General features: G+C 57.9%; 21 protein-coding genes, 1 other RNA gene and 1 pseudogene. 13 read left to right on the forward strand and 10 right to left on the reverse strand.

The features are described from left to right. Positions 1-68 precede the first annotated feature (68 nt). Both CFBP5473_RS05725 and CFBP5473_RS05730 read right to left on the reverse strand, forming a co-directional pair. Complete coding sequence (locus CFBP5473_RS05725; protein WP_027674418.1) at positions 69-2552, reverse strand: ATP-dependent helicase; 2484 nt, start codon at positions 2550-2552, stop codon at positions 69-71. Positions 2553-2882: 330 nt separating this feature from the next. Continuing rightward, on the reverse strand, positions 2883-3299 hold the full coding sequence (locus tag CFBP5473_RS05730; protein ID WP_027674419.1) for a carboxymuconolactone decarboxylase family protein: 417 nt from the start codon (positions 3297-3299) through the stop codon (positions 2883-2885). A gap of 301 nt (positions 3300-3600) precedes the next feature. On the opposite strand from CFBP5473_RS05730, the gene CFBP5473_RS05735 reads away from it, so the two are divergent. The 4 genes from CFBP5473_RS05735 (at position 3601) to CFBP5473_RS05750 (ending at position 13344) form a co-directional block, all read left to right on the forward strand. Then, a complete protein-coding gene (locus CFBP5473_RS05735; RefSeq protein ID WP_027674420.1) occupies positions 3601-4758 on the forward strand; it encodes an efflux RND transporter periplasmic adaptor subunit in 1158 nt (385 codons plus the stop codon). Beyond that, positions 4755-7919, forward strand: coding sequence for an efflux RND transporter permease subunit (locus CFBP5473_RS05740; RefSeq protein ID WP_027674421.1), 3165 nt, complete (start codon positions 4755-4757; stop codon positions 7917-7919). The genes CFBP5473_RS05735 and CFBP5473_RS05740 overlap by 4 nt, the downstream gene beginning before the upstream one ends. 120 nt (positions 7920-8039) lie before the next feature. Next, on the forward strand, positions 8040-9449 hold the full coding sequence (locus CFBP5473_RS05745; RefSeq protein WP_027674422.1) for an FAD-binding oxidoreductase: 1410 nt from the start codon (positions 8040-8042) through the stop codon (positions 9447-9449). Between the two features lie 196 nt (positions 9450-9645). Further along, positions 9646-13344 (forward strand): AsmA family protein, encoded by a 3699-nt coding sequence (locus tag CFBP5473_RS05750; protein WP_027674423.1) that lies wholly within the window; start codon positions 9646-9648, stop codon positions 13342-13344. A 527-nt stretch (positions 13345-13871) separates the two neighbouring features. Here CFBP5473_RS05750 and CFBP5473_RS05755 read toward each other — a convergent pair. After that, positions 13872-14813 carry an IS110 family RNA-guided transposase gene (locus CFBP5473_RS05755; protein ID WP_027674424.1) on the reverse strand — a complete coding sequence of 314 codons (942 nt, stop codon included), beginning with the start codon at positions 14811-14813 and terminating at the stop codon, positions 13872-13874. Positions 14814-15341: 528 nt separating this feature from the next. Here CFBP5473_RS05755 and CFBP5473_RS05760 point away from each other — a divergent pair. Continuing rightward, positions 15342-16099, forward strand: a protein-coding gene (locus tag CFBP5473_RS05760) for an IS5 family transposase (protein WP_137394051.1) whose coding sequence is annotated in 2 segments (ribosomal slippage) — positions 15342-15675 and positions 15675-16099 — 759 coding nt in all. Because the reading frame shifts where the segments join, the coding sequence is not laid out codon by codon here. On the opposite strand, the gene CFBP5473_RS05765 is transcribed toward CFBP5473_RS05760, so the two are convergent. From CFBP5473_RS05765 to ssrA, 6 genes are all read right to left on the reverse strand, one after another. Further along, complete coding sequence (locus tag CFBP5473_RS05765) at positions 16096-16800, reverse strand: dienelactone hydrolase family protein (protein ID WP_234881799.1); 705 nt, start codon at positions 16798-16800, stop codon at positions 16096-16098. The two genes, CFBP5473_RS05760 and CFBP5473_RS05765, sit on opposite strands and share 4 nt — an antisense overlap. Positions 16801-16832: 32 nt before the next feature. Continuing rightward, positions 16833-17132, reverse strand: coding sequence for a hypothetical protein (locus CFBP5473_RS05770; RefSeq protein ID WP_027676018.1), 300 nt, complete (start codon positions 17130-17132; stop codon positions 16833-16835). Between the two features lie 397 nt (positions 17133-17529). Further along, positions 17530-17742, reverse strand: coding sequence for a ribbon-helix-helix domain-containing protein (locus tag CFBP5473_RS05775; RefSeq protein ID WP_027676019.1), 213 nt, complete (start codon positions 17740-17742; stop codon positions 17530-17532). 307 nt (positions 17743-18049) lie between these two features. Then, complete coding sequence (locus tag CFBP5473_RS05780) at positions 18050-18247, reverse strand: DUF4169 family protein (RefSeq protein ID WP_027676020.1); 198 nt, start codon at positions 18245-18247, stop codon at positions 18050-18052. Positions 18248-18302: 55 nt separating this feature from the next. Then, positions 18303-18812 (reverse strand): SspB family protein, encoded by a 510-nt coding sequence (locus tag CFBP5473_RS05785; protein ID WP_027676021.1) that lies wholly within the window; start codon positions 18810-18812, stop codon positions 18303-18305. Between the two features lie 188 nt (positions 18813-19000). Then, positions 19001-19375, reverse strand: a transfer-messenger RNA (tmRNA) gene (ssrA, locus tag CFBP5473_RS05790). Positions 19376-19493: 118 nt separating this feature from the next. On the opposite strand from ssrA, the gene CFBP5473_RS05795 reads away from it, so the two are divergent. The 8 genes and pseudogenes from CFBP5473_RS05795 to CFBP5473_RS05830 all read left to right on the forward strand — a co-directional run bounded on the left by CFBP5473_RS05795 (position 19494) and on the right by CFBP5473_RS05830 (position 26216). Beyond that, on the forward strand, positions 19494-19802 hold the full coding sequence (locus tag CFBP5473_RS05795; RefSeq protein ID WP_027676022.1) for a DUF2853 family protein: 309 nt from the start codon (positions 19494-19496) through the stop codon (positions 19800-19802). Positions 19803-19895: 93 nt separating this feature from the next. Continuing rightward, on the forward strand, positions 19896-20690 hold the full coding sequence (locus CFBP5473_RS05800; protein WP_027676023.1) for a thymidylate synthase: 795 nt from the start codon (positions 19896-19898) through the stop codon (positions 20688-20690). Then, complete coding sequence (locus CFBP5473_RS05805; RefSeq protein ID WP_027676024.1) at positions 20687-21214, forward strand: dihydrofolate reductase; 528 nt, start codon at positions 20687-20689, stop codon at positions 21212-21214. The genes CFBP5473_RS05800 and CFBP5473_RS05805 overlap by 4 nt, the downstream gene beginning before the upstream one ends. A gap of 146 nt (positions 21215-21360) precedes the next feature. Next, positions 21361-22497: an FtsH protease activity modulator HflK gene (gene hflK / locus CFBP5473_RS05810; protein ID WP_027676025.1), complete on the forward strand. Its 1137-nt coding sequence runs from the start codon at positions 21361-21363 to the stop codon at positions 22495-22497. A gap of 1 nt (position 22498) precedes the next feature. Then, positions 22499-23431, forward strand: coding sequence for a protease modulator HflC (hflC, locus tag CFBP5473_RS05815; RefSeq protein WP_027676026.1), 933 nt, complete (start codon positions 22499-22501; stop codon positions 23429-23431). Between the two features lie 248 nt (positions 23432-23679). Then, positions 23680-24069, forward strand: a complete 390-nt coding sequence (locus CFBP5473_RS05820; protein ID WP_136954322.1) for a hypothetical protein — start codon at positions 23680-23682, stop codon at positions 24067-24069. A gap of 214 nt (positions 24070-24283) precedes the next feature. Beyond that, positions 24284-24460 (forward strand): annotated as a pseudogene (locus CFBP5473_RS05825) (helix-turn-helix domain-containing protein); the annotation flags it as partial. Between the two features lie 205 nt (positions 24461-24665). After that, entirely contained in the window at positions 24666-26216 is a 1551-nt protein-coding gene (locus tag CFBP5473_RS05830; RefSeq protein ID WP_027676028.1) for a Do family serine endopeptidase, read from the forward strand. Between the two features lie 81 nt (positions 26217-26297). On the opposite strand, the gene CFBP5473_RS05835 is transcribed toward CFBP5473_RS05830, so the two are convergent. Next, positions 26298-26531 carry a DUF6429 family protein gene (locus CFBP5473_RS05835; RefSeq protein WP_027676029.1) on the reverse strand — a complete coding sequence of 78 codons (234 nt, stop codon included), beginning with the start codon at positions 26529-26531 and terminating at the stop codon, positions 26298-26300. Between the last annotated feature and the right edge of the window lie 169 nt (positions 26532-26700).

Here is a 26700-nt window from a genome sequence, read left to right on the forward strand (position 1 = left end):
ATTATCATGCCGAAAGGAATAGGGTTGTTACGACGTTCAGTGAAATCTTTTTCGTTGCACCGCAGCGCTCACGCCTTTTCCACAAACCCATCCAGCACCCGCTTCTGCCCGGCACGGTCGAAATCGATGGTCAGCTTGTTGCCTTCTACCGAGGCCACGTTGCCGTTGCCGAATTTCAGGTGGAAGACGCGGTCGCCGATGGCGAATTTCGACGGGGTGTCGGCGACGGACTTTGCCACCAGTTCGCCATCTATCGTGCGGGTGCGCGGGCCGCTTTCGCCGTAGCCGATGCGTTCTACGGAGTGGCCTGAGCGGGTGCCCCAATTGTCGCGCGTGGCATCCGAGCGGTTGGCCTGGGCTCGTTTCCAGCCAGGTGTCGAATAGTTGTTGGTGAACGGGTCTGCCTTGTCGAAGCGTGACTGGCCGTAGCCGCCGCGCCCACCATAACCGCCGAAATTGCTCTCCGATGCGGAGACTTCAACATGGGAAGGCGGCAGTTCATCGAGGAAGCGGGAGGGCAGGGTGGATTGCCACAGGCCGTGGATGCGCCGGTTCGAGACGAACCAGATGTGGCAGCGGCGCTTCGCACGCGTGATGCCGACATAGGCGAGGCGGCGCTCTTCCTCGAGGCCGGAACGACCGCCTTCATCCAATGAGCGCTGATGCGGGAACAGGCCTTCTTCCCAGCCCGGCAGAAACACGGTTTCGAATTCCAGACCCTTGGCGGAGTGCAGCGTCATGATGGAAACGGCGTCGAGATCCTCGTTCTGCTCGGCATCCATCACGAGCGCGACGTGCTCGAGAAAGCCGCGCATGCTCTCGAAGCTCTCCATCGAGCGGATGAGTTCCTTCAGGTTTTCCAGTCGTCCGGGCGCTTCGGCGGTCTTATCCGCCTGCCACATGGCGGTGTAGCCGCTCTCGTCCAGTATCTGTTCGGCCAGAACCGTATGTTCGGTGTTTTCCAGCAGGCTCTGCCAGCGGCGGAAATCCTGCACCACGTCGAACAGCGCCTTGCGGGCTTTCGGCTTCAACTCGTCCGTCTCAATAATATCGGCGGCGGCAGCCAGCATGGGGATATCGCGAGCGCGCGCATAATCATGCAGGTTGCGGATCGTCGTATCGCCCAGGCCGCGCTTCGGCGTGTTGACGATACGCTCGAAGGCCAGATCGTCTGCCGGTTGGCAGACGAGGCGGAAATAGGCCATGGCGTCGCGAATTTCCAGACGCTCATAGAAGCGCGGGCCGCCGATAACGCGGTAGTTCAGACCGAGCGTAACGAAGCGATCTTCGAACTCGCGCATCTGGAAAGATGCACGAACCAGGATCGCCATGTTGTTGAGCGGATGATCCTTGCGCTGCAGCTGCTCGATCTCTTCGCCGACCGCGCGGGCTTCCTCTTCCGAATCCCAGGCAGCGTGGACCACGACTTTTTCATCGTTCGGATCGACACGATCGGTGAAGAGCGTCTTGCCGAGGCGGCCTTCATTATGGGCGATCAGGTGCCCGGCAGCGCCAAGAATATGTTCGGTGGAGCGATAATTGCGCTCCAGCTTGATGACCTTGGCGCCGGGAAAATCCTTGTCGAAACGCAGGATATTATCCACTTCCGCGCCGCGCCAGCCATAGATGGACTGATCGTCATCGCCCACGCAACACACGTTCTGCGGCTCGCTTTTGGAGCGCTGGGCCAGAAGCCGCAGCCACATATATTGGGAGGTGTTGGTGTCCTGATACTCGTCCACCAGAATGTAACGGAACTTCTGGTGATACTCCTTCAGAATATCCGTGTGCTTGCGGAAAATGGTTATCGGGTGCATAAGCAGATCGCCGAAATCGCAGGCATTCAGCGTTCTCAAACGGGCCTGATAGGCGGCGTAAAGTTCGCGTCCCTTGCCGTTTGCAAAGGCGCGGCTGTCGCCTTCGGGAATATCCGGCGGTGTCAGACCCTTATTCTTCCAGTTGTCGATCATGCCCGCGAACTGCTTGGCAGGCCAGCGCTTGTCATCCAGACCTTCAGCCTGAATAAGCTGCTTGATGAGGCGGACAACATCGTCGGTATCGAGAATGGTGAAGTCCGATTTCAGCCCGACGAGCTCCGCATGTTTGCGCAGCAGCTTGACGCCGATGGAGTGGAACGTGCCGAGCCAGGGCATGCCTTCGACCGCGCCGCCAACGAGAACGCCGATACGCTCCTTCATCTCTCGCGCCGCTTTATTGGTGAAGGTCACTGCCAGAATCTGGCTGGGATAGGCGCGGTTGGTCGCGAGAATATGGGCGATACGCGTGGTCAACACGCGCGTCTTGCCCGTGCCCGCGCCCGCCAGAACCAGAACCGGTCCATCCAGCGTTTCGACAGCTTCGCGCTGTTCGGCGTTGAGGCCGGAAAGATAATCGGGCGCTGCACGCCCCTGGTCGCGGGCGGCCATGGCACGCGCGGCGATGCCCAGGCCCGGTGTACCTTGACCACCGGCAGCCGGTGCGCTCGGAGCCGGACGGCGCGGCTCATTTGGTTCTTCATCGAAGAACGGCATATCGTCGAAACTGTTGCTCATGCGGCTCAATGTAGTGATTCGGGATATAAACGCCAGAAGTTCGTTCTTCTTTTATTCCCATATCGACTGTCTTCGTGATGATTTCGGGGCGGTTAGGGGCGTTTGGCAAGATTACGTATTGCATCATGGACGAGCGTGCAGGGTCAGAGTGTCTTCGAAGCTACCCATTTGCGTCATCCTCGGGCTTGACCCGAGGATCCATGGGCACCGCTGCTGGAGACGTGGCTGGATCCTCGGGTCAAGCCCGAGGATGACGGCAGTGGGGATGGATTCGTCCTGCCAATTTTCTCAGTCATAAGGCGTTGATCGGTAGAACCAGTCCAACAGGCACTACACTGATCGATCCACATCCGCATCAAATGCCGCATCCACCGGCAATTGAAGTGCTGTCGCAAGCTGGTTGGTTTTGGCGGCGAGCGCAATGACTTGCAGGAGGTCGGCATGCTGGTCGTTCGTCATCCCCTTGGCCTTCGCCGCTGCCGTGTGGGAATGGGCGCAATAGGAGCAGCCATTGGTGACGGAGACTGCGATATAGAGCATTTCCTTGACCACGGGATCGAGCGCGGAGGGCGTTGCCATGACGGCTTTTACCTCGGCCCAGGTCTTTTCCAGAAGATCGGGGTCGAAGGCGAGGTAGAGCCACATGTTGTTGATGAAATCGGATTTACGGGTGGTGCGGATATCATCGAACACCGCTTTTACGCGCGGATCGGCTTCCGGGTTCTGTGCCTTCGAAACGGTGCTCATCGATTTCTCCTCCCATATCGGCTTGCAGGAAGATGATAACATGCTACCGGAAGACTGATGATCGGCTGATCGCATATTTTTTAAATGCGACCGGGTTTTTGTCACGATATTGCAACCTAAAATAAATTAAACGACCCTGTTTTGATTTGATGCAGTAAAAAGTCTGTTGAATTACAATTCCGTAAGAAACGGAATCTTGCGTTGCGTTGTTATGCACGAGCAAAGATACTGCGGCAAATCATCCGGCAGCCCCTGGGCTTTAGAGCGCGGCTTAGAACGGAAAGATCATACGGAGAATTGCATGCGGGTTTGGAGCCAAGTCGTTGTCAGTCTTGCAGTCGTTGGGGCTGGTTTCGGTCTATGGGCGTTTAATTCGTCCACGGGGCAGGGCCTGCTTGCGAAGACTGGCATTGTGGGCGCGGACAAACCTGCCGCCCAGACTGCTTCGGGCTCTCCTGCGCGCGGTGGTTCCGGTGGTCAGGGTGGTGGCGGCGGACGCAATAATGCGACGCTGGTCGTTACCTCGCCGGTGAAGACAGGCACGGTGAACGACCGCCTGAATGCCATCGGCAATGGCGAAGCGATCCAGACCGTGACGGTTACGCCGCAAGCCTCGGGCCTGATCTCGGAAATCCTCGTTTCTTCCGGCCAGAAGGTCAAAGAGGGTGATGTTCTGGCGCGGCTCGATGATGACGAGCAGCTGATCGAGCGCGACAAGGCACAGGTTTCGCTAAAAAGCGCTATCGAGAAATCCACCTCCTATAAGAACCTGCAATCCGTCGCGCGTCTCGACGTGCTGGATGCGCAGATTGCCGAAGAAGCGGCAAAGCTTGCGGTCAGTACGGCGGAACTCAATCTCAAGCGCCGCAACATCGTGGCGCCAATCGAAGGCATTGCCGGGATCGTGGCTATCAATGTCGGGGACAATGCAACGACGCAGACAAGCATCGTCAGCCTCGATGATCGCTCGAAAATCCTCGTCAACTTCTGGGCGCCGGAGCGCTTTACCACCGCCATCAAGGTGGGCATGCCGGTTGAAGCGACGTCGATTTCGCGCCCGGGCGAGACGTTCAAGGGTGAAGTGGAGGCGGTCGATAACCGCGTGGATGAGGCAAGCCGCACCGTGCGCGTCCGCGCCGTGTTCGATAATGCCAGGGATGAGCTTCGCGCGGGCATGTCCTTCGGCGTGACCATGCGGTTTCAGGGCGAAACGTTTCCGTCTGTCGATCCGCTGGCCGTGCAGTGGGATGCCGAGGGCTCTTACGTCTGGCGCGTGACGGACAACAAGTCCGGCAAGGTCCGTGTTCAGGTGGTTCAGCGCAACCCGGATTCGGTTCTGGTGAAGGCCGAGCTGGCGCAGGGCGATCTGCTGGTAACCGAAGGTCTTCAGCGCGTTCGTGAAGGTGGCGCGGTGCGCATTGGCAATGAACCGAAAGCACCGGAGGTCGCAAGCCAGTGAGTGGACCTCAGAACGGACAGACGCCGCCAACCGGTCAGGATTCGAAGCTGGCCTTCACAGCGCTTTTCGTGCGCAGGCCCATTCTCGCCGCCGTTATCAATACGCTGCTGGTGGTCGCTGGCCTTGCCGCGCTCGTCGGCGTGGAGGTGCGCGAGTTGCCGGATGTCGACCGCCCGGTTATTTCGGTGCGCACGACCTATGACGGCGCGTCTCCGCAGACCATCGATCAGGAAGTGACGCAGACAATCGAAGGGGCTGTCGCGCGTGTTAGCGGCGTGAAGTCCATTTCGTCCGCGTCGCAGTTCGGCACCAGCCGCGTGACGCTGGAATTTGGTGACAATATCGACCTTGCCGTTGCGGCAAACGATGTGCGCGATGCGATTGGCCGTGTAGCGAACCAGATGCCGGATGATGCGGACGAACCGCAGATCATCAAGGCCGATTCTGACAGCCAGCCGATCATGCGCCTTGCCGTCACCTCGTCCACGCTCAGCATGGAAGACCTGACGAAGCTGGTAGATGACGAGATCATCGACCGTCTGGCGGCGGTGGATGGCGTGGCCGATGTGGAGCTCTATGGCGATCAGGAAAAGGTTTTCCGCATCGATCTGGACCAGGCGGCACTTGCCAGCCGGGGCCTGACGGTGACGGATGTTTCCAATGCGCTGGCAACGGCGGCGCTCGATGTTCCTGCCGGTTCGCTGAAAAGCACGACGCAGGATATCGTGGTTCGCGCAACCGCCAATCTGACGACGCCTGCCGAGTTCGAAAACCTCATCATCAAAAACAAGGTGCGCCTGCGCGATATTGCAAGCGTGCAGCTTGGCGCGGATGACGAAAGCACGTCGCTTCGCTCCAACGGCGTGCAGGGTGTGGGCCTTGGCGTCATCAGGCAGGCGCAGTCCAATACGCTCAACATTTCAAGCGGCGTGAAGGCGGCTGTGGATGCCATGGCGCCGAACCTGCCGGAGGGCACGCGCATCGTCGTGACCAGTGACGATGCCGTTTTCATCGAGGGTGCGCTTCACGAAGTGGAACTGGCGCTCGGCCTTTCCGCGCTGATCGTCGTGGTCGTTCTTTATCTCTTCCTGCGGGATTGGCGCGCAACGCTTATTCCTGCCATTACGATGCCAGTTGCGCTGATCGGCACGCTCGTTGCGATTTATATGGTGGGCTTTTCCATCAACATCCTGACCCTGCTCGCCATCGTGCTGGCAACGGGTCTGGTGGTGGACGATGCCATTGTGGTGCTGGAAAACATCGTGCGCCGTCGTGCAGAAGGCATGGGGCCGCGTGCCGCAGCCGTTCTCGGCACGCAGGAGGTTTTCTTTGCGGTTCTGGCAACGACGGCCACACTTGCCGCCGTGTTCATTCCGCTGTCCTTCCTTCCCGGCCAGCTTGGCGGCCTGTTCCGTGAATTCGGTTTCGTGCTGGCTTTCGCAGTCGGTCTGTCTTCGGTGGTGGCGCTGACGCTGTGCCCCATGCTGGCATCGCGCATGTTGAAGAAGCCGGTGGAGGACCAGAGCGGTCCGCTTGCCTGGTTCGGCAATCTCTTTGCCACGACCTACAAGAACACGCTTTCGAGCTGCCTCAGCAATCCGCTGATCGTTATCGTCGTGTCGCTTGCCTTTGCCGGTGCGTCCTGGGTGGCGTTCGGCATGGTGCAGAACGAATTGACGCCGCGCGAAGACCGTTCCTCCATCTTCATGCGCGTCACCGCGCCGCAGGGCGTCAGCCTCGAATATACGCGCGACCAGTTGCAGCGCATCGAGGAGAACCTGAAGCCCCTGCGCGACAGTGGCGAAATTCGCAACATCTATTCGATCACCGGCATGAACGGCTCGTCCAACACCGGTTTCATGGTGCTGACGCTGGCCCCATGGGCAGACCGCGACCGGACGCAGAACCAGATCGCACAGGATATCAACGCCGCAGCACAGAAGGTGCCTGCACTGCGCGGCACGGCGCAGCAGCCGAACAGCCTGCGCATTCGTGGTGCTGGCAACGGGCTGAGCATGGCGATGGTCGGTTCGAACTACCCGGCACTGACCGAGGCCACGCAGAAGCTGCTTCTGGCGATGGAAGAAACCGGCATGTTCGATACGCCGCGTTTCGATAACGAGCCCAATCAGGCGCAGCTTTCCGTCGCCATCGACCGCGAGCGTGCTTCCGACCTCGGCATCGATATTACCGGCCTGTCTCGCGCCATGCAGTCTCTGCTCGAGGGCCGTTCCATCGTGGATGTGTTCGTGGATGGCGATGCCATTCCGGTGCGTCTTCTGGCCTCCACGCGTCCTATCAACGATCCGACCGATCTCGAAAACATCTTCCTGAAAACGGGAGATGGCAAGATGGTGCCGATGTCGGTGATTGCCTCGCTGAAGGAAAACGCCGTTGCGCCGCAGCTGAACCGTGAGCAGCAGCTGCCATCCGTCGGTTTTTCCGCCAATCTGCGCGAAGGCGTTTCGCTGGGTGAGGCGGCGGCCAAGGTCAATGAGCTGGCAGGCCAGATCATGCCATCCGGCGCGCGCCTGATGCCGCTGGGTGAAGCCGCAACGCTTCAGGAAAATTCCAGCGGTATGCTGCTGACCTTCGGCTTTGCCATCGCCATCATCTTCCTCGTGCTCGCGGCACAGTTCGAAAGCGTGTTGAGCTCGCTCATCATCATGACCACGGTGCCGCTCGGTCTTGCCTGCGCCGTCATCGCGCTGCTCGTTACGGGATCGAGCCTCAACGTCTATAGCCAGATCGGCCTCGTGCTTCTGGTGGGCGTCATGGCCAAGAACGGTATTCTCATCGTGGAATTCGCCAACCACCTGCGCGATCAGGGCGCAAGCGTGCGCGAAGCCATCGAGAAAGCCTGCAGCATCCGCCTGCGCCCGGTGATGATGACGATGATCGCGACCATTCTCGGTGGCGTGCCGCTGGTGCTGGCACAGGGTGCCGGCGCCGAGGCACGTATCGCGCTCGGCTGGGTCATCGTCGGTGGTTTGGGCTTTGCGACGCTGGTGACGCTCTATATTACGCCGGTGTCCTATCTTCTCCTCGCGCGCTTTGCCAAGCCGCAGGCAGATGAGGAAATTCGCCTGCATCGCGAACTGGAAACGGCCATCCGCCGCCGCGCAATCGAGGAAGACAAGCCGCTTCTTGCCGCGGAATGATTTGCCGCTAAAGGCTGGTCCCGCGAAATGCCAATGCTGGACAAAGCTTACGCCGTGTCACATACCACGCCGGGCTCGCGCATGAATGCGAGTCCGGTGTTTTAGCATGTGGAGCAGATCATGGCCTTGAAGGATGTCGTATCGGGAGCACGAAACGAGGCTGGCATTGCCGCCGTTCTCGAGGTTCTGAAAGGCGCTCTTGGCGAGAAATTCCAGACCGGCCGGTCCTTCCGCGAGCAGCATTCCCACACGACGACCTATCTCACCACGCAGCTGCCGGATGGCGTTGCCTTCGTGGAAAATGCCGATGATGTGAAAGCCGTCGTGAAAGCCTGCGCTGCGCACAAGGTGCCCGTCATTCCCTTCGGCACAGGGTCTTCTCTGGAAGGGCAGGTGAACGCGCCTTCGGGCGGAATATCCATAGATTTCAGCCGGATGAATCGTATTATCGAAGTCAATGCTGAGGATCTGGATGTGACGGTGGAGCCGGGCGTGACCCGCGAACAGCTCAACACCTATCTGCGCGATACCGGCCTGTTCTTCCCAATCGATCCCGGCGCGAATGCCTCCATCGGCGGCATGGCCTCCACCCGCGCTTCGGGCACCAATGCCGTGCGCTATGGTACGATGAAGGACAATGTTCTGGCCGTGACGGCAGTGACCGCGAATGGCAAGGAGATCCGCACCGGAAGGCGCGCGCGCAAATCCTCTGCCGGTTACGATCTGACACGGCTCTTCGTCGGCGCGGAGGGCACGCTCGGCGTTCTGACCTCCGTCACGCTCAAGCTTCAGGGCATTCCTGAAAAAATCGCAGGCGGCGTCTGCACCTTCGATAGCATCAAGGCGGCTTGTGACGCCGTAATCATGACGATCCAGATCGGCGTTCCGGTTGCTCGCATCGAGCTTCTCGATGACGTCCAGATCCGCGCCTGCAACGCCTATTCCGGTCTCGCTTATGAGGAGAAGCCCACTCTGTTCGTGGAGTTTCACGGCACGGAGGAGACGACCGCGCTGCAATCCCAGCAGTTTGCCGAGATCGTCGCCGAATTCGGCAGCACGGATTTCAAGTGGACGGGCGATGCGCAGGAGCGCAACAAGCTGTGGAAAGCCCGCCATGATGCCTATTGGGCCTCGCGCGCGCTCGCGCCACATCTGGACGGCCTTTCGACCGATGTCTGCGTGCCGATTTCCCGCCTTGCCGACTGCGTGGTGGAAACGCAGCAGGACATTGCCGAAAACAACATGCTTGCTCCTATCGTCGGCCATGCTGGGGATGGAAACTTCCACGTTCTGGTGCTTTTCGATGGAAAAGACCCGGCAAGCGTTGCGAAAACGGAAGCCTTCGTCGCACGTCTCAACCGCCGCGCCATTGCCGTGGATGGCACCTGCACGGGAGAGCATGGCATAGGGCAGGGGAAGATGAGTTTTCTTGAGGAAGAGGCCGGAAACGCGCTCGATACGATGCGTGCCATCAAGCGGTCACTTGATCCGGATAATATTTTCAATCCGGGCAAGCTGTTCCGCCTCTGACTTGGTTAGAAACCGGGCAATCTTTCGCTAATTGATGCTTGCCCTAGAGCGAAAAAACGCTAGTTTTCATCGGTGATTAGAGCGTTTCCGTCTTCTTCCGAACACGGAAACGCTCTAATTCCTTGTTTAACGCATTGTCCGGACGCAAAACCGCTTCGCACTTTTGCTGGAAATGCTCTAAGGGAGACGACGGGTCGTGCTCGGACGCATACTGGTTTTTCTGGGCGGACTGCTTGTTGTGGCGCTGTTTGCGGCGCTTCTTATTCCCTATTTCATCGACTGGACGGACTTCCGCCGCAACTTCGAGGATCAGGCAAGCCGCATCATCGGCAAGAAGGTGGTGGTGCATGGGCGCGTCGAAGCGCGGCTTTTGCCATTCCCCTCCGTGACGTTGCATGACGTGCGCGCCGGAACGGATGCCGATGGCTCGCCGCTCATTCAGGTTGCCCGCTTTTCCATGGATGCCGAGCTTGCGCCGTTTCTTTCGGGTGAGGCACGCATTTTCGATATGCGCATCGAGGAACCCAAGGCGAAGATCCGTCTGCTGAAGGACGGCACGCTGGATTGGATGCGCGGTGGCCGCGCGGAAATTCCGGCACGGACGGTGGTTCTTGAAAGCGTCAATATCGAAGGCGGGCAGATCGAGTTCATCGATGAACAATCTGGCCGCAACCGCACCATTACCGGGCTCAACGCAGCCATGTCGGCGAAATCGCTGGCCGGTCCCTGGCGGGCGGATGGCCGTGCGGCTATCGATGGGCATGCGGGCTCCTTCTCGCTTTCCAGCAGCGAGCCGGACCCGACGGTTGGCCGCATGGGCCTTCGCCTGCGCATGCAGCCGGATGAATATCCGGTCGAAATCGATCTCGATGGCGGCATCGCGGCTGCTGCTGGTCGCCCCGTTTATAGCGGCTCCTTCGCCTTTAATTTCAGGCAGGATGACAAGCAGAAACAGCAGAACGATCAGTCGATCTTCACCGCACCGCGCACGCGGGGCAGCTTCGAACTGACCAACGGCCGCGTTCGCATTCCAAGCTACCGCATGGAGCTTGGCGGAACGGAAAATCCCTATATCGTGACGGGCGAGGCGACGCTGGACACGGGTGCTGCACCCGAATTCCTGCTGACTGCGGATGGCCAGCAGATCGATTTCAACCGGTTTTCACCGGTGCCGGTGCAGCCTTCCAGCGGCAAGACCTCCCGCACGCCGACAGTATCCGTTCGCCAGCGCATCGAAGCCTTTGCCAGCCTAATTGCGCGTATTCCGGTTCCACAGGTGCCCGGCAAGGCCAGCATCAGCCTGCCTGCGCTGGTTTCCGACGATACGACCATTCGCGATATTCGCCTCGATGTGCGCCCCGATGGCGCCGGTTGGCAGGTGGTCAATGCCGTGGCCGTGCTGCCGGGCCGCACGCAGATGGAAGCGAAGGGGTCGCTGACGCTGAATGGCGGGCCTGCCTTCAATGGTGATCTTCTGGTTGCCTCCAACCAGCCCTCCGGCCTTGCCAACTGGCTTTCCGGCACGGTCGATCCGGCAATCCGCCAGCTCAATGCGGCGGGTTTTTCCTCTCAGGTTTCGCTGACGACGCAGGCGCAGCGGTTCGAAAATCTCGAACTCGCCATCGGGCAGGCATCGCTGCATGGCAGCCTCGTGCGTCAGGCGATGGAGAAGGGCTCCAGCATCGACATCGACCTTTCCGGTGACGAGATCGATCTGGATGCGCTGAAAGCGCTCGGCGGTCTGGTCCTTGGCGATCAGGTCGGCAACACCGTTCTGGATCATCATATCACCGCAAAGTTCAAGGCGGATCGCTTCAACATGGCAGGCGTAACGGCCAACCGTGTGGAAACCGCGTTTACGCTCGCGGGCGGCGTTCTGTCTCTGGACACCATGACGGCGGGCGATATTGCCGGTGCCGAAGTGCGCGCAAAGGGCCAGCTCAAGGGCTCGCTGATGGATTATGCGGGCAAGGGCACCATCAACCTGCATGCGGCGGATATGCAGCCGGTGCTCGATCTGGTGCGGCAGAAACTTCCGCATCACCCGCTGCTGGATCGTATGGTCAGAAGTGCGGCGTGGTACGCCAATTCCGATATTGCCGTCGATCTTTCGGTCGATAGAAACAATGGCGGCGCCAATGCTGCGGTTTCCGGCACCATCAATGGCAGCCGCGTTTCGGCTGTTGCGAAGCTGCCGGATTTCCTGTCTATCACCGATGATACGGCGCTGACGCTGGAAGCAGTGCTGAAGAACCAGTCCACCGCCATTCTCTTCGGTCAGGCCGGGCTCGATCCGCTGCCCTTCGATGCGGATGGCGAGGGCCTTCTCTCGGTCAAGCTGAATGGCACGCTGGGTTCGCCGGTGCAGACGGATTTCCGCTTTTCTACCGAACGCACGCATTTTTCCGCCAATGGCAGCTTCTCGCTCGCGCCCGATAGCTTCGCGCAGGGCAGCGCGGATATCGCGCTCGAAAGTGCGGATATCGAGCCCTATCTCATCATGAACGCTGTAGGCCTGCCGCAGCTTGGCGGTGGCATGTCCACCAAGGCGAATGCGAAGCTGACCGTCGATAAGGACAAGGCGACTTTCGCAAATCTCACCGGGCAGGCGGGCGGCAACGCGTTTACCGGCAATCTGACCGTTCTGAAGGAGAAGCCTTACAAGGTTTCCGGTGATATCGCGGTCGATACGGTGGATGTCGCCTGGCTTGGCGACACCATGTACGGCCCCGTCATCGACCCGGAAACCGGCGCGCTCAATGCCAAGCCGGTGGCGCTTCCGGCCTTTCCCTCCGTCGATGCCGCACTGTCAGTCAAGGCTGCGAATTTCGAGGCCGGTCCTTTCGGCACGGTCACGGGATCGGCCTTCAAGCTCACCCATGGCAACGGCACGCTTTCGCTGGATAACCTGACGGGCGACTGGATGGGCGGCAAGATTTCCGGGCGGCTGGCCATGTGGACGGGCGAGGGGGCGGGCATCTTCCGCACCAAACTTGCAATCTCCGGCGCCAATCCCGAAAGCATCATGTGGAAAAGCGGCGAGAGCCCTGTCGCCACGGGTCGCTTTGCTGTCGATCTGACGGCGGAGGCAACGGGCAAGAGCGTGCGCGACCTTCTGACATCCGCTGGCGGCTCAGGCGAAATCCGCACCGGCGGCCTTACGCTGCGCGGCCTGAACCAGAACGCCTTCCAGCCCTGGCTTCAGGCGGCCAACGGCCTTCAGGGCAATATCGACGCCGCCAAGGTGCGCCCGCTGGTGGACCAACAGCTTTGGCAGGGCGAAATTCCGCTCGGCGAAATCTCCATGCCCTTCACCATCAGCGATGGCAGCCTGCGCATGCAGAATGTGACGGCGGGCACGCAGCAGGTTTCCTTCACCGGCGACCTCGCGCTCGATATTGCCGCAGAGACCCTGAACGGCGCCATCAACCTCGATTATGATCCCGGAATAGAAGAGCTTGCCGGTGCCGAGCCATCCATCCGTCTCACCTATACGGGACCGCTTGCGCAACCGGCTCTCACCACGGATGTCTCCGGCCTTACCGGCTATCTCTCGCTGCGCGCCTTCGAGCACGAACGCCGCCGCGTCGAAGCGCTTCAGGCCAGCGTACTCGAAAAGCAGCGCCTGCGCCGCGAAGTCGCACTCTACCGCTACCAATCCGCCGAACGGCAGGCCGCAAAGGAGCGCGCCGAGGCCGACGAGAAAGCAAGACAAGCCGAGGAAGCACGCCTGCGCGCCATGGCGCAGGAACGTTTGCAGGCTGAAAAAGAACAGCAGGAACGCCTGAAGCGAGAACAGGCACCCCAACAACCGACGCTGCCAACGCTCACCGTACCGCCGACGGAAGAGGTCATCCGCCAGTTCAACGCGCCGCCGAACACGGCGACGCCTTGAAAGGGTGTCGCGCGGACATGCTTTGGTGTCTGCGATAGTGCTAACTGACGCGCGTCTGCTGTCCGGCCTTCGGGATAATGCTGTCAGTTTTAATATGCGGATGTGACGCTAGGCATTGATTTTATTATATTCTGTTCATCGGCAATGCTCTTGCCGGTAGGCAGAGGAATGGCGTTGGATAGGTGTAGAAATCATAGCCAAACCCACTGCCGTCATCCTCGGCCTTGAGCCGAGGATCCATCGCCATCAAGGAAATCAAATGGTTGTGGATCCTCGGGTCAAGCCCACTGCTGTTCGGTTAAGATTTATGGACTTTGCGTAGGGTGTTGACTGCATTTTGGTTTTTGTACTCTGTACGAATTCGGACTCGCCACTGCAACGCTGGCTGTGAATGTGGCAACGGCAATCCCGCTTCCGTCATCCCGGACTTGATCCGGGATCCAGCCAGACCAAGTCCTTGGTCTGAAAGACTCTTTCGACGCGCAGACGCGCGTCTGCTGGACCCCGGCTCAAGCAACCGTGGATGATTAAGCAAATGCCGGGTCTGTTTTTGCGATGGCATTGAGGATTGTTATGAGTTTTCGGATTGTTGCGACGATAGCGATCTTGAAGGTTTTTCCCTTGCTACGCAGGCGCTGGTAAAAGGTGCCGAGAACAGGATCCCTGATCTTGATCGCGCTGAGGGCTGCCATGTAGGCGATGTCGCGCAGATGCTTGCGCCCTCCGGAGCATTTACCTTTGCGGTTCGAATTGCCGGATTGGCGCGCATGGGGAGCCACGCCCAAAAGGGCTGCGATGACCTTCGAGGAGACAGTTCCCAGTTCAGGCAAATCCGCAAGGAGCGCAGACGCCAGAACCGGGCCGACGCCTGTGACCTGGCACATCCTCTCGTGACGCTTGCGCAAGCTCGGCGTCGCCTTGAGCAAAGCGTGCATGGCTTTGTCCATAATGGCGATGTCCTGGGCGATGATGCGCAAGCGGGTTTCCAGCATATCGCGAACCAATGGCTCCTCGATCGTGTCGAGCTGGCTCATCAGTCCGCTTTTTTCGGCAACCAGCCTGCGACGATGAGCCAGGAGCGCACCCAGGCGGTCGCGAGCAGGGTCTGGTCCGCCATAGGCAACAAGCCTGTCACCTGCCGTTGCCAGATAACGAGCGATCATGGCAGCGTCGATCTTGTCGGTCTTTGCGAGTTGCCCCATGGCGGTGGCAAAGTTGCGAACTCTTGAGGGTGGCAAAATATAGACCTTCAAGCCTGCCTTATGCAGGCTATCCGCCAGCTTGCGCTCATAACCGCCAGACGCCTCCATCCCAACGACAACCGGTCCGAGAGCCTGAATACGCTTGATAAGAGCCGTGATCTGCTCGGATGAGCTGCCTGTACTCCAATGCTTTCCCGTAGGATATGTACAGACATCGAAACGGGCTTTGGAAATGTCGATGCCGACGACGGTCAGTTCCTGTATCATGGCCTTGCTCCCAGTCTTGTGGTGCGGGCTAAAGCCCGGTCAACCGTTCGGGGTCAAAGGGAGCAGGCAGGGCCTTGCTTGAGCTCGGCTGTCTAAACCAGTCCGGAAATTCGGCCTCCTGCCTGCATCGACCGGGATGCGCATCCCGGTCGATGCTGCAAGTAAACCACATTTCCTCCACACAAGGCCGGGGTGACGGGTGGGGGAGCTGTTCTCGCCCCACACTACCAACTCAGTTTAAACCGGACAGCAGTGGGTCAAGCCCGAGGATGACGTCGAGGGAGGGGAGCCGTTTCGCTAACCCGACTTGGGCAACTGTGCGGGACGTCAGTCAACTTAACCGGACAATAGTGGCGCAAGGCTGAGGATGAAGGTCCGGGCGTATTTGACGTCACTTCAGGATTTAAACAGCAATCGAATTCGGAGAAAAAAACGCCGTTACTTCACTTCCTAGGCTCAGGCCCTATTAATTAATCATCCTTTCCAATTTGACGATCTTTTGATTCACTCATGGTAGGAGGACTTGCCATGAGTGATTTGTTTTTGCTGACGCCATCTCAGTTCAACCGCATCCGGCCCTATTTCCCTCTTGCCCACGGCATCGAGCGCGTGGATGATCTGAGGGTCGTGAGCGGCATCATTTACGTGTTGAAACATGGACTTCAATGGAAGGATGCGCCGAAGGAATACGGTCCACATAAGACGCTTTATAACCGGTTCGTCCGCTGGAGCAGGCTCGGCGTCTTCAACCGAATCTTCGAGGCACTTGCGGGGAAGGCAGGTCAACCCGACAGGCTGATGATCGATGCCACCCATTTGAAAGCCCATCGCACCGCAGCCAGCCTGCTAAAAAAGGGGCTCTTTCCCGCTGCATCGGACGAACGAAAGGCGGCCTGAATTCCAAGCTACACGCTGTCACCGACGGCTTGGGACGGCCCTTGCTGTTTTTCCTCACTCAGGGTCAGGCCAGCGACTATCAGGGTGCCCGGCACCTGCTTGATCGCCTACCCAACGCCAAGGAATTACTGGCAGATCGTGGTTACGACGCCGACTGGTTCCGCAATGGATTGAAAGACAAAGGCATTTCACCCTGCATCCCACCACGTAAGAAGCGACGCAACCCGGCCCACTACGACAAAGTCCTCTATAGGCAAAGATATCGTATCGAGAACATGTTTGGTAGGATCAAGGATTGGAGGCGCATCGCCACCCGATACGACCGATGCGCTCACACCTTCCTATCCGCAATCCTCATCGCAGCAACTTGCTGCTACTGGCTCGATTAATGAGTCCTGAGCCTAAGCGTCTTTTCAAAAAATCCAATCGCATCGCCGTAGGCCTTCTGAGCCTGCGCGCTTCCAGATTTTAGGAAAAAATCATGCGGAGCGCCATCGAATGCGGTGAGCGAAATTGCGCCGCCTGCTGATTTCAAGTCTGCTGCAAACCGTTGGGCAGTGGAGAGCGGGTAGACCTTATCTGCGCTGCCCCAGATCAGGTGAACCGGGAAGTTTGGCAGTGGGGCTTGCGACAGGCAGTGCTGTGATAGTCCATCCACGAGCACGACGGCGTCTACGTTTACGCCTCGGGTGATCGCCATCGCCGCTATTTCTGCGCCCAGCGATATACCAAGGATGCCGATTTTGTCTGTGTGACCCTTGGTGCGAAGGTGTGCTATCAAAGCGTTCAATTGAACGAGCCAATCGCCGCGCCGTTCGCTGTAATAAGCAATGCGCGAACGGGCGCTCCCTGCTGTTGCAATCTCTTTCAAGTCCTGCGGCGTTAGAAGATGCGGCAGGAAGACGTCAAAGCCAGCGTCCTTGAAACGATTTTCGATGTGGTCATAAGCGGGAGAACCGAAACCTCGGTTTCCACTCAATATTATGATCGCGGCGCGGTCTTTTGCCTCCGCTTGCCCAAAGTGTTCGACTTTGAGCGGCGAAGAAGGCAGATCGAATGCATCGCGCGCCACGGCCGATGTGGCAAGCATCGTTGCCAAAGCGAGGCAGACTATCGATCTGATCATTCCTTCGTCCGTTCATGTTCGCTGCTTCTCTGTGCAACATAGCTGTTCAGATTACGGAGCGTCTGGATGCTGGGATGCACATCGTCTTTCCAGCGAGGGTTTGGGGGCGGCAGGACGGAGTATGTGGTGGTGGCGGGCTCTTCTGTCTTGTCTCTGCAGCGTCGCAGGTGGTGCATGTAGAGGGCTGTGAAGCCGAGTGCGAAGATGCAGGGCATGTAGATCAGCAAGACCTTCACGCCATCGGACATCATGCGGAAAGTGTGCAACAGGTCGGCCCAGACGCTATAATTTTCCATGTCGTCTCCCTTATGCAGCCGCAGGCAAAGCGGCTTTGATCCGAATTGAACGGAAGCGACCACCGGAGGACGGGCCTCTGGTGGCCGGGGAGTTCGTAAGCCGTAGTAGAAACGACCACCCTGACCTTTAGGCTTGCGCCTTGGACATGCGTCAAGGTCTCCCCAGCCATAGAAAAGGCGAGGAGCTATATAGTCACAATGGACCGCCTCAGCCACAAACCTATGGCTGAGGGGTGTCATTGACGGTCGACACCGACCGTCTACTAAGGGGTTACGAGCCCCAAGACCGGCGCGTTACTTCCGGTCTCGACGCAACTTTTAGCCCAGGTTGTGTTCCGGTGGAATAGCTATTTTTAGGATGGCTGCGCAATGAAGCGCGGGCTGGCTGCAAAGCGGCCTATTTCTGCGTCTTCAGCCAGGTCAGGACATAAACGCGCAGGGACGAGGACAGATTGCTGCCTTCGTCGCGTCCGTCGTCAATTTCAGCCAAAAGGGCGGCGAAGCTCATCTTGCGCTTTTCGGCGATAGCGCGAAGTTCTTCCCAGAAGGCATCTTCCAGAGAGATGCTCGTGCGGTGGCCGTGGAGAGTTGTAGAGTGCTTGCGTATCAACTTCGCTTCTTTCCAAACCGAGTCAAGACGTTGCCAGTCTGATTCATTTTCTGCCCGCAAGTCCATGAAATCTATGACTGCTGGCTTCGATAACGCTGAGAGTGGACATGGGTTCCACCGCTTCCGGTTTGCGATTGCGATATTAAGAAATGATGATGGAAGGTTGGGAGATTTTGCAACTCGAGAGGTTATTTGGTGTGGCTTCCAAAAGGAGCTTGCCGGGTCCAGCCTTAAGACAGAACTGTGGAAAAAGGAGGCGGACTTATCTGAGTATGAATTTTATAATGGTGCAGGCCACGCGGCTTTGCTACTCGTCCGCCCCATCACCTTTCTCCAGCCGACCCTGATCCAGCTTCTGCGCGGCCTTTTCATTGAGGGCGTTGGTGAGGTCTTTTTCGGCTTTGGTTCTGCCGAAAGTCAGGCGGTTCTGTTCCGCCTGTTTTTCCTTGTCAGAGCGGGCTTTTTGTTTGCGAAACTGGCGCAGGTTCACGACATCGCCCGTCATGCGGCTCTCCGTTCATCGCAGCGGGGAGGAGGCGGACGAATGTCCGCCCGGCCGCTTACTTATTCTTGCGGAATGCATCCAGGGAAACGACCGAACCGGCCTTCTTTTCCTCATCCGGCTTCTTCTCATCGGAAGATGCAGCCTTGCCTTCTGCCGGCACTGGATAGGCGGTGATTTCCGCTTCGGTGACTTCTTCCTCTTCCGCCAGCGGAACGTCGAATTCCAGCTCGAAATTGACCGAGGGGTCGTAGAAACCGCGGATGGCGTTGAAGGGGATGACCAGCTTTTCAGGCGTATCAGAGAAGGAAAGGCCGATTTCGAACTGGGTTTCGGTAATCTTGAGATCCCAGAACTGGTGCTGGATGACGATGGTCATCTGCTCGGCATATTTCGCCTTGAGGTGCTGTGAAATGCGCACGCCCGGCGCGCCGGTCAGGAAGGTGATGAAGAAATGATGATCGCCGGGCAGCCGACCCGTGGCCGCAACTTCGCTCAGCACCTTGCGAATAACGCCGCGAAGCGCATCCTGTGCGAGAATATCGTAACGGATATGATCCTGCCCCATACGGTCCTGTCTTTCCTTATTTGAACGTCTTTTACCCGATTATACGCAATGTCTTAGCGCGCAGCAATGGAAAAGCCTTGAAGTTTGCCGCACGGCGTTTCCACACATCGCTGCATCAATTTGCGCGACGTGTTTGAGTTCCATGCGAGTCACTCGCATCATATAACCAATTTAGGCGGAATGGAGAAGGTGGAGGTTTCTGTTGCCAGGTACCTCCGAACCCCGCCTTACGGGGCTAACCGTAAGGACTTAGAGCGGAATTCCCGCACCGCCATTAGGCAGCGAGAGCGTATTCCTTAGCGTTGTTGTCATTTGCAACTACACTTGTGACCCGATAACGGCGGTATCATGCCGAGCGAAAGACCGATCTTTACACCCTTGTCGATCCTATTTCGCCCCCATCAAAAGCCGGCCTTTCACATTGTAAGGCCGCCGGTTTTTGGTGGAGGCGCCGGGTACCGCCCCCGGGTCCAATAGGTTTATTACACCGACAGTTTATCGCCATAGCCGAGTTTGCACCCGGCAAGGCTCATATAGGCATTTCCGAAGAGTTAGAAAAGAGGTCTCGTGACATTTCCATGAAGCGTTGCGCGCAATTCTTGACGGCGCAGCTTAAGTGGCACATCTTCCTGTTCAAGCGGCCGCTAAAATGATCGGGCCGTTCAACGTGGAGGATAGGACATGACGGACTATTTCGCTGATGTGAAGAAGTACGATGCTGGTGCCGATGAAGCCGTGGTGAACAAGATCGTCAAGCATTTGGGAATTGCCCTGCGCAACCGTGATTCCTCGCTGGTTTCCAGTTCCGATCCCGAAGAGCTGGCGCGGGTCAAAGCAAACTGGATCAGCAAAAAGCTGGGCGTGACCGGCCCAGATGCCGACAAGGCCGTAGAAGAGACGGTGACGGCGATGAAGGCAGATCGCACGAAGTCGCGCGTCACATTCTATTATCTTGCAGCGAAACATCTGGGGAAGCTCGACTCGCTGTGATGCCCGAAACATTGGGATAAGCACATACAGAACTGGTTCCGCCGTCCGAAAAGCCTTATAATCAGGGCTATTAAGAATCGGCGGCGGAACGTTATGAAGCAATATCTCGATCTTCTTCGGCATGTGATGGAAACCGGCAGCGACCGTGGGGACCGCACGGGCACCGGCACGCGCTCCGTTTTCGGTTATCAGATGCGCTTCGACCTTTCCGAAGGTTTTCCGGTTCTGACCACCAAGAAGCTGCATCTGCGCTCCATCATTCATGAGCTGCTGTGGTTCCTGAAAGGCGATACCAATATTGCCTATCTCAAGGAAAACGGCGTGACGATCTGGGACGAGTGGGCCGATGACAAGGGCGATCTCGGCCCTGTCTATGGCGCGCAATGGCGCTCCTGGCCGGCGCCCGACGGTCGGCATATCGACCAGATCCAGTTGCTGATCGAAAGCCTGAAGACCAACCCCAATTCCCGCCGCCACATCGTTTCGGCCTGGAACCCCGCGCTGGTGGATGAAATGGCGCTGCCGCCATGCCACTGCCTGTTCCAGTTCTATGTTTCGGATGGCAAGCTTTCCTGCCAGCTGTATCAGCGTTCCGCCGATATCTTTTTGGGTGTGCCGTTCAACATCGCTTCTTACGCACTGCTGACCCTGATGGTGGCGCAGGTGACAGGCCTGAAGCCCGGCGATTTCGTTCACACGCTGGGGGATGCGCATATCTATTCGAACCATTTCGAGCAGGCAGAATTGCAGATGACGCGTCAGCCCAAGCCGCTGCCCACGATGCGCCTCAATCCTGAGGTTCGCGACCTGTTTGGCTTTAAGTTCGAAGACTTTACGCTGGAGAACTACGAAGCCGATTCAAGCATCAAGGCGCCGATTGCGGTATGAGAGAGCCTCGCATCACGCTGATTGCCGCCGTTTCCAGAAACCACGTCATCGGGCGCGATCTGGATATGCCGTGGAAGCTTTCGTCGGACCTTAAGCGGTTCAAGGCGCAGACCATGGGCAAGCCGATGATCATGGGGCGCAAGACGTTTTTGTCGGTCGGTGAAAGGCCACTGCCGGGAAGGCCGCATATCATCATCAGCCGGAACCCGGATTATCTGCCCGAGGGAGTGGACGTCGTTTCGTCGCTCGAGGAGGCGCTGGAGCTTGCAAAAGCCAAGGCGCGAGAGCTTGGCGTGGACGAGGTTTTTGTGGCTGGCGGCGGCGAGATTTACGCTCAGGCGATGCCCTCTGCCGATCAACTTTCCGTCACCCATGTTGAGGTGGAGCTGGAAGGCGACACGTTTTTTCCGCAAATCGATCCCGCCGTTTTTGAAAAGACAGAGGAAATCCCCTTGCCAGCAGGGGAAAAGGATAACTACGCCGTGCGTTTTGCAACTTACCGACGTCGTGATGCGGCAAAGTGAACTATTTGGCCTGATCCGGTATTAAGTTACCGCCCCTGCGTTGAAACACGGGCTTCGCCTTCTTATAACGAGGACGATATTCCCGCCGATGTGCGCCAAGCGCTTTGGAGAGGGAGCGGGAAGGCTATTATAACAAAGAGGTATGGATGCCCTGGAGCAATCAAAATGGCGGCGGCGGCCCTTGGGGCGGCGGCGGTAACGGCGGCGGCGGTGGAGGAAACAACCAAGGCGGCCCTTGGGGACAGGGACCGAACCGTCCGCGTGGTGGCGGTGGCGGCGGAAACGGCAATGGCGGCCCGCCAGATCTGGAAGAGATCATCCGGCGCAGCCAGGATCGTTTCAAGAACGTTCTCCCCGGCGGCTTCAATGGTGGCGTGATCGCCATTCTCGTGCTTGTCGTATTGGCTTTCGTGGGTATTCAGTCGGTCTATACCGTCCAGCCGGACGAGCGCGGCGTAGAGCTTCGCTTCGGTAAGCCGAAAGACGAAGTATCGATGCCGGGCCTGCATTTCCATTTCTGGCCGGTCGAGACCGTCGAGATCGTCAAGGTTACGGAACAGCAGCAGAATATCGGCGCGCGCGCGACCTCTTCTTCGGCTGCGACGGGCGTGATGCTGACGGGTGACCAGAACATCGTCAACGTCCAGTTCTCGGTGCTTTACACGGTATCCGACCCCAAGTCCTATCTGTTCAACGTCGATGCGCCTGCCGAAACGCTTCAGCAGGTTTCCGAAAGCGCCATGCGCGAAATCGTGGGCCGTCGTCCGGCGCAGGATATTTTCCGCGACAATCGTCAGGCGATTTCCGCAGAGGTACGCACGATCATTCAGGCGACGATGGATAGCTATGGTGCGGGTCTTTCGATCAACGCCGTTGCTATCGAAGACGCAGCACCGCCGCGTGAAGTGGCCGATGCCTTCGATGAAGTTCAGCGTGCCGAGCAGGATGAAGACCGTTTCGTGCAGGAAGCCAACCAGTACGCCAACCAGAAGCTTGGTGCAGCGCGTGGTCAGGCAGCACAGATCGTGGAAGAGGCGAACGCCTATAAGAGCCGCGTCGTGAACGAAGCTCAGGGTGAGGCCCAGCGCTTCGTGTCGATCTACGATCAGTATCGCACAGCACCTGAAGTGACCCGCGAGCGCATGTTCATCGAAACGATGGAACAGGTGTTCAAGGGCTCGAACAAGGTCATCATAGACGAAAAGCAGGGAGTGGTGCCTTATCTGCCCTTGAATGAAATGATGCGTGGCAACCCGGCCGCAATCCAGCAGGGAGGCAACTGATATGGGTAATCGTCTTACTGCGATCCTCGTCGGCCTCGCCGTCATCCTGTTCTTCGCCTATTCCTCATTCTTCGTGGTCAACGAGCGCCAGCAGGCGATTGTCGTTCGCTTCGGTCAGATTCAGGATGTGAAGACGCAGCCGGGTCTCTACTTCAAGCTTCCATTCGCATTCATGGATGCGGACCGCGTGCAATATGTCGAAAATCGTGCCCTGCGCTTCGACCACGACAATATTCGCGTGCAGGTTTCGGGCGGCAAGTTCTATGAGGTCGATGCTTTCGTCGTCTACCGCATCACGGATGCCGGTCGTTTCCGGCAGACTGTTTCGGGTGACCAGCTTGCCGCTGAAACCCGTCTGCGCACGCGTTTCGACGCATCTCTGCGCCGGGTCTACGGTCTGCGCGGCTTCGAAGCAGCGCTTTCCGACGCCCGCGCCTCGATGATGCAGGAAGTGCGTGACGATCTGCGTCCAGATGCGGAATCGCTTGGTCTTTCCATCATCGATGTCCGCATCCGTCGCACGGATCTGACGCAGGAAGTCTCGCAGCAGACCTTCGAACGCATGAAGTCCGAGCGTCTGGCGGAAGCGGAGCTGATCCGTGCACGCGGTAACGAAGAAGGCCAGCGCCGCCGCGCTATCGCGGATCGTCAGGTCGTCGAATTCGAATCCGATGCGCGACGTCAGTCGGAAGTGCTTCGAGGTGAAGGCGATGCAGAGCGCAACCGCATCTTCGGCGAAGCCTTCCAGCGTGACCCGGCTTTCTTCGAGTTCTACCGCTCGATGAATGCTTATGCGAACTCGCTGAACGGGACGGGCACGACGCTGGTTCTTTCACCAGACTCGACCTTCTTCCGCTTCTTCAACAACATCAACAATATCAACGGCGCACAGCCCGCGGCTCCAGCAGCCCCGGCACCAGCGCCTGCGAATTGATTGACGCAATGATGAAAGGGCCGGTTTTGACCGGCCCTTTGACCATGGGCGGACACCCTCTGTTTTGATGTGCAAAACATACGTTTGCGGTTGATTTGAAGCCTAATATACAAGCAGTAAATTGCTTCATTCGAAGCATGACTTTTATTGGGCCAATCCCGTCGAGTTCACGTTTAGGTTTATTGGATTGTTGCATTTATTATTAATGGTTGCATTGTCTTAGTGTTAACTTCATTAGGGGGATGCATATGAAGGTGAAAATATCGATCATTGCTATAGTTTTACTGTCCACGGTTCAAAGTGCTGGGGCTTGGACGGTTTGCCCAGACGGAGTGCCGATCAATGCACAACTCAATTGGTCGCGTCAGGACCGCGGTCACAATGAGGGCGCAAATTGCGGCGCGAGCGTTCTTGCTAATGCCGCAGGAGTTAATCTTCCAGGGATTCATCAAGTCCTTCCCTATGGAGAAATATTCAAACGAAATCATATGATGGATGTGGCTATCGCCGCTTATAAAAGAGGCTATCATAACGAGGCAATTGAAGCTGCGATTTGCAGTCAAGTTCACAATGGCGCTGCTCATCAGTGCCTGAAGCAAAATCGAACTGAGATTGATGCCTGGTTCCGTGAACAATAAAAAGGTCGCTGTCAGACGGCTAGTGCGCCACTTTTGGCGATCAATACCTACCTAACTTACTTGAATTGACGGGCTTGTCGGCAGGCTGAGTTCGGTTTTGACAAGCCCTTCTTTTTGAGTCGAATTTCTGCAAGCCTTCATTTTTTCAGAGCTGCTCGGCAAGAGGCGCTGTGGATACGAACTTTGTGCTGCCATCGCCGAGGTTTATAAAAGCAGTCGCATCAAGCAGATCAGAGAAGCGAACAATGTCAGCCAGCCGGTTTTTGCCCGCTATCTGAATACCAGCGAAAGCACGATAGAGAAGTGGGAAACCGGCGCGAAACGCCCAAGTGGAATGGCGTTGAAGCTTCTGACAATCGTGCAAAAGCATGGCCTGCAGATACTCGGCTGAAGCACTATGCGCTTATTTCCCTGATATTTCCCGAAAATCCAATCCGCCGCCTTGCCTCTTTTGCGCTTTACGCTACCCCTGCGAATGTCGTGGATGAGGGGAGATTCGGGCCGCATTCACGAAAAGGTATTTTTACACTTCATCATTCCGCCTTATGCTTGGCTATTAAACTCAAGCCCCGGTTTGCAATTTGCGAGGACGCTTTATGGCTGTGACCCTTCTTTCGCCTTTCCGCAGCAGCATTGCCGCTTTGGCAGGGCTTGCCGTCGTTGCTGGCGGGGTCGGTTTGCCGGTCGGCGCAAGGGCGCAGAGCAACGGGCCTGCATCGGTGGCGGATCTTGCTGAGCCTCTCTTGGATGCGGTCGTCAATATTTCGACCTCGCAGAGCGTGAAGGCCGAAGGCAAGGGGCCGACGCCACCGCGTATTCCCGATGGCTCGCCCTTCCAGGAATTCTTCAAGGATTATTTCGACAACCAGAAGCCGGAGGGCGGTGAGAAGGTCAGCTCGCTGGGCTCCGGTTTCGTGATCGATCCAGCCGGATATGTGGTGACGAATAATCACGTCATCGAGGGTGCCGACGATATCGAGGTAATCTTTCCCAATGGCAACAAGCTGAAGGCGAAGCTCGTCGGGACCGATACCAAGACCGACCTTTCCGTGCTGAAGGTGGAACCGAAGACCCCGCTCAAGGCGGTGAAGTTCGGCGATTCCCGCACCATGCGGATCGGTGATTGGGTGATGGCCATCGGCAATCCATTCGGTCTCGGCGGTTCGCTGACGGTCGGCGTCATTTCGGCGCGTGGCCGCAACATCAATGCCGGTCCCTACGACAATTTCATCCAGACGGATGCGGCCATCAACAAGGGCAATTCCGGCGGTCCGCTCTTCAACATGAAAGGTGAAGTGATCGGCATCAACACGGCGATCATTTCGCCAAGCGGCGGCTCTATTGGCATCGGTTTTGCTGTGCCGACGGAGCTTGCGCAGAATATCGTGCAGCAGCTGATCGAGTTCGGCGAAACGCGTCGCGGCTGGCTCGGTGTTCGCGTTCAGCCGGTGACGGACGATATTGCGGCAAGTCTCGGCATGGACAATGCGCGCGGCGCGTTGATTTCCGGCGTCGTCAAGGGTGGCCCCGTTGAGAACGGCCCGATCCAGCCGGGCGACGTGGTGCTGACTTTCGATGGCAAGCCGATCCATGAAATGCGTGACCTGCCGCGCGTGGTGGCGGAAAGCCCGGTCGGCAAGGAAGTCGATGTCGTGGTGCTGCGCGATGGCAAGGAGCAGACGGTCAAGGTCAAGCTTGGCCAGTTGCAGGATAATGCCGAAGAGCAGCAGCCCGGCGCTGGCAGCGATGACGCCATGCCGGAAGACGGGCAGGGCGGTGAGATGACCGCGCCGGAAAACAAGGACGGCGCACAGAACGACCAGCAGGCTCCTGAAGTGCGCGAAGCGCCCCAGACGGTGCTGGGCATGAACCTTGTCATGCTGACTGACGATCTGCGCACGGAAAAAGGCGTGGCGGAAAGCGTCGAGGGCGTTTACGTCGCCAGCGTCACGCCGGGATCGGTTGCCGAGCAGAAGGGCGTGAAGGTGGGTGACGTCATCGTTGAAGTCGGTCAGGATTTCATGGAAGTGCCCGGCGACGTGCTGGTGCGCGTCAACGGCCTGAAGGCCGCCGGGCGCAAGAATGCGCATATGATGGTTGCCGACGCTCAGGGCAATCTTCGTTTCGTGGCCGTGCCGCTGGAATAGTCGGCGTCAGCCAGAATTGCTCAGGCGCATTCTCTCCGAGATGCGCTTGATCATTCTACCCTGTCCTTCACAGCCGGAGATTCAAACCGGCTTTTTTGCGAATAATTCTAGAAAGAGGGCCTGCGAGCGCTCGGCGCCCTCTTTGGTCAGAACCACGGATTTGTTCTTATTGACCGGATCGTAGATGAAACCTCTTTCGTGAAGCCTCGCCAACACGTCCCAGTCCATGCCTTTCCAGGCGCGATTGTTCTCATGCAACGTCAGTTGCAGAAGCGCCAGCACTGTGTCGTCGATCTTGTCGTTATCGGTATCCATATCTTTCCCTCGCGAGATTGGGGCTGGCGGTACCATAACACTTTGGCAGCTTTCCGCCGTTTCCTTTTTGCTGAAGCGCTAAAGGCCGCAAATATTTTTACGCCGCCCGGCAAACTACGCAAAGCTGGTTCTATATAAAAGCACTAGAGAATGTAGGCTTCCTCCCAAC

This window comes from Agrobacterium larrymoorei, assembly GCF_005145045.1.
GTDB classification, from domain to species: Bacteria; Pseudomonadota; Alphaproteobacteria; order Rhizobiales; family Rhizobiaceae; genus Agrobacterium; species Agrobacterium larrymoorei.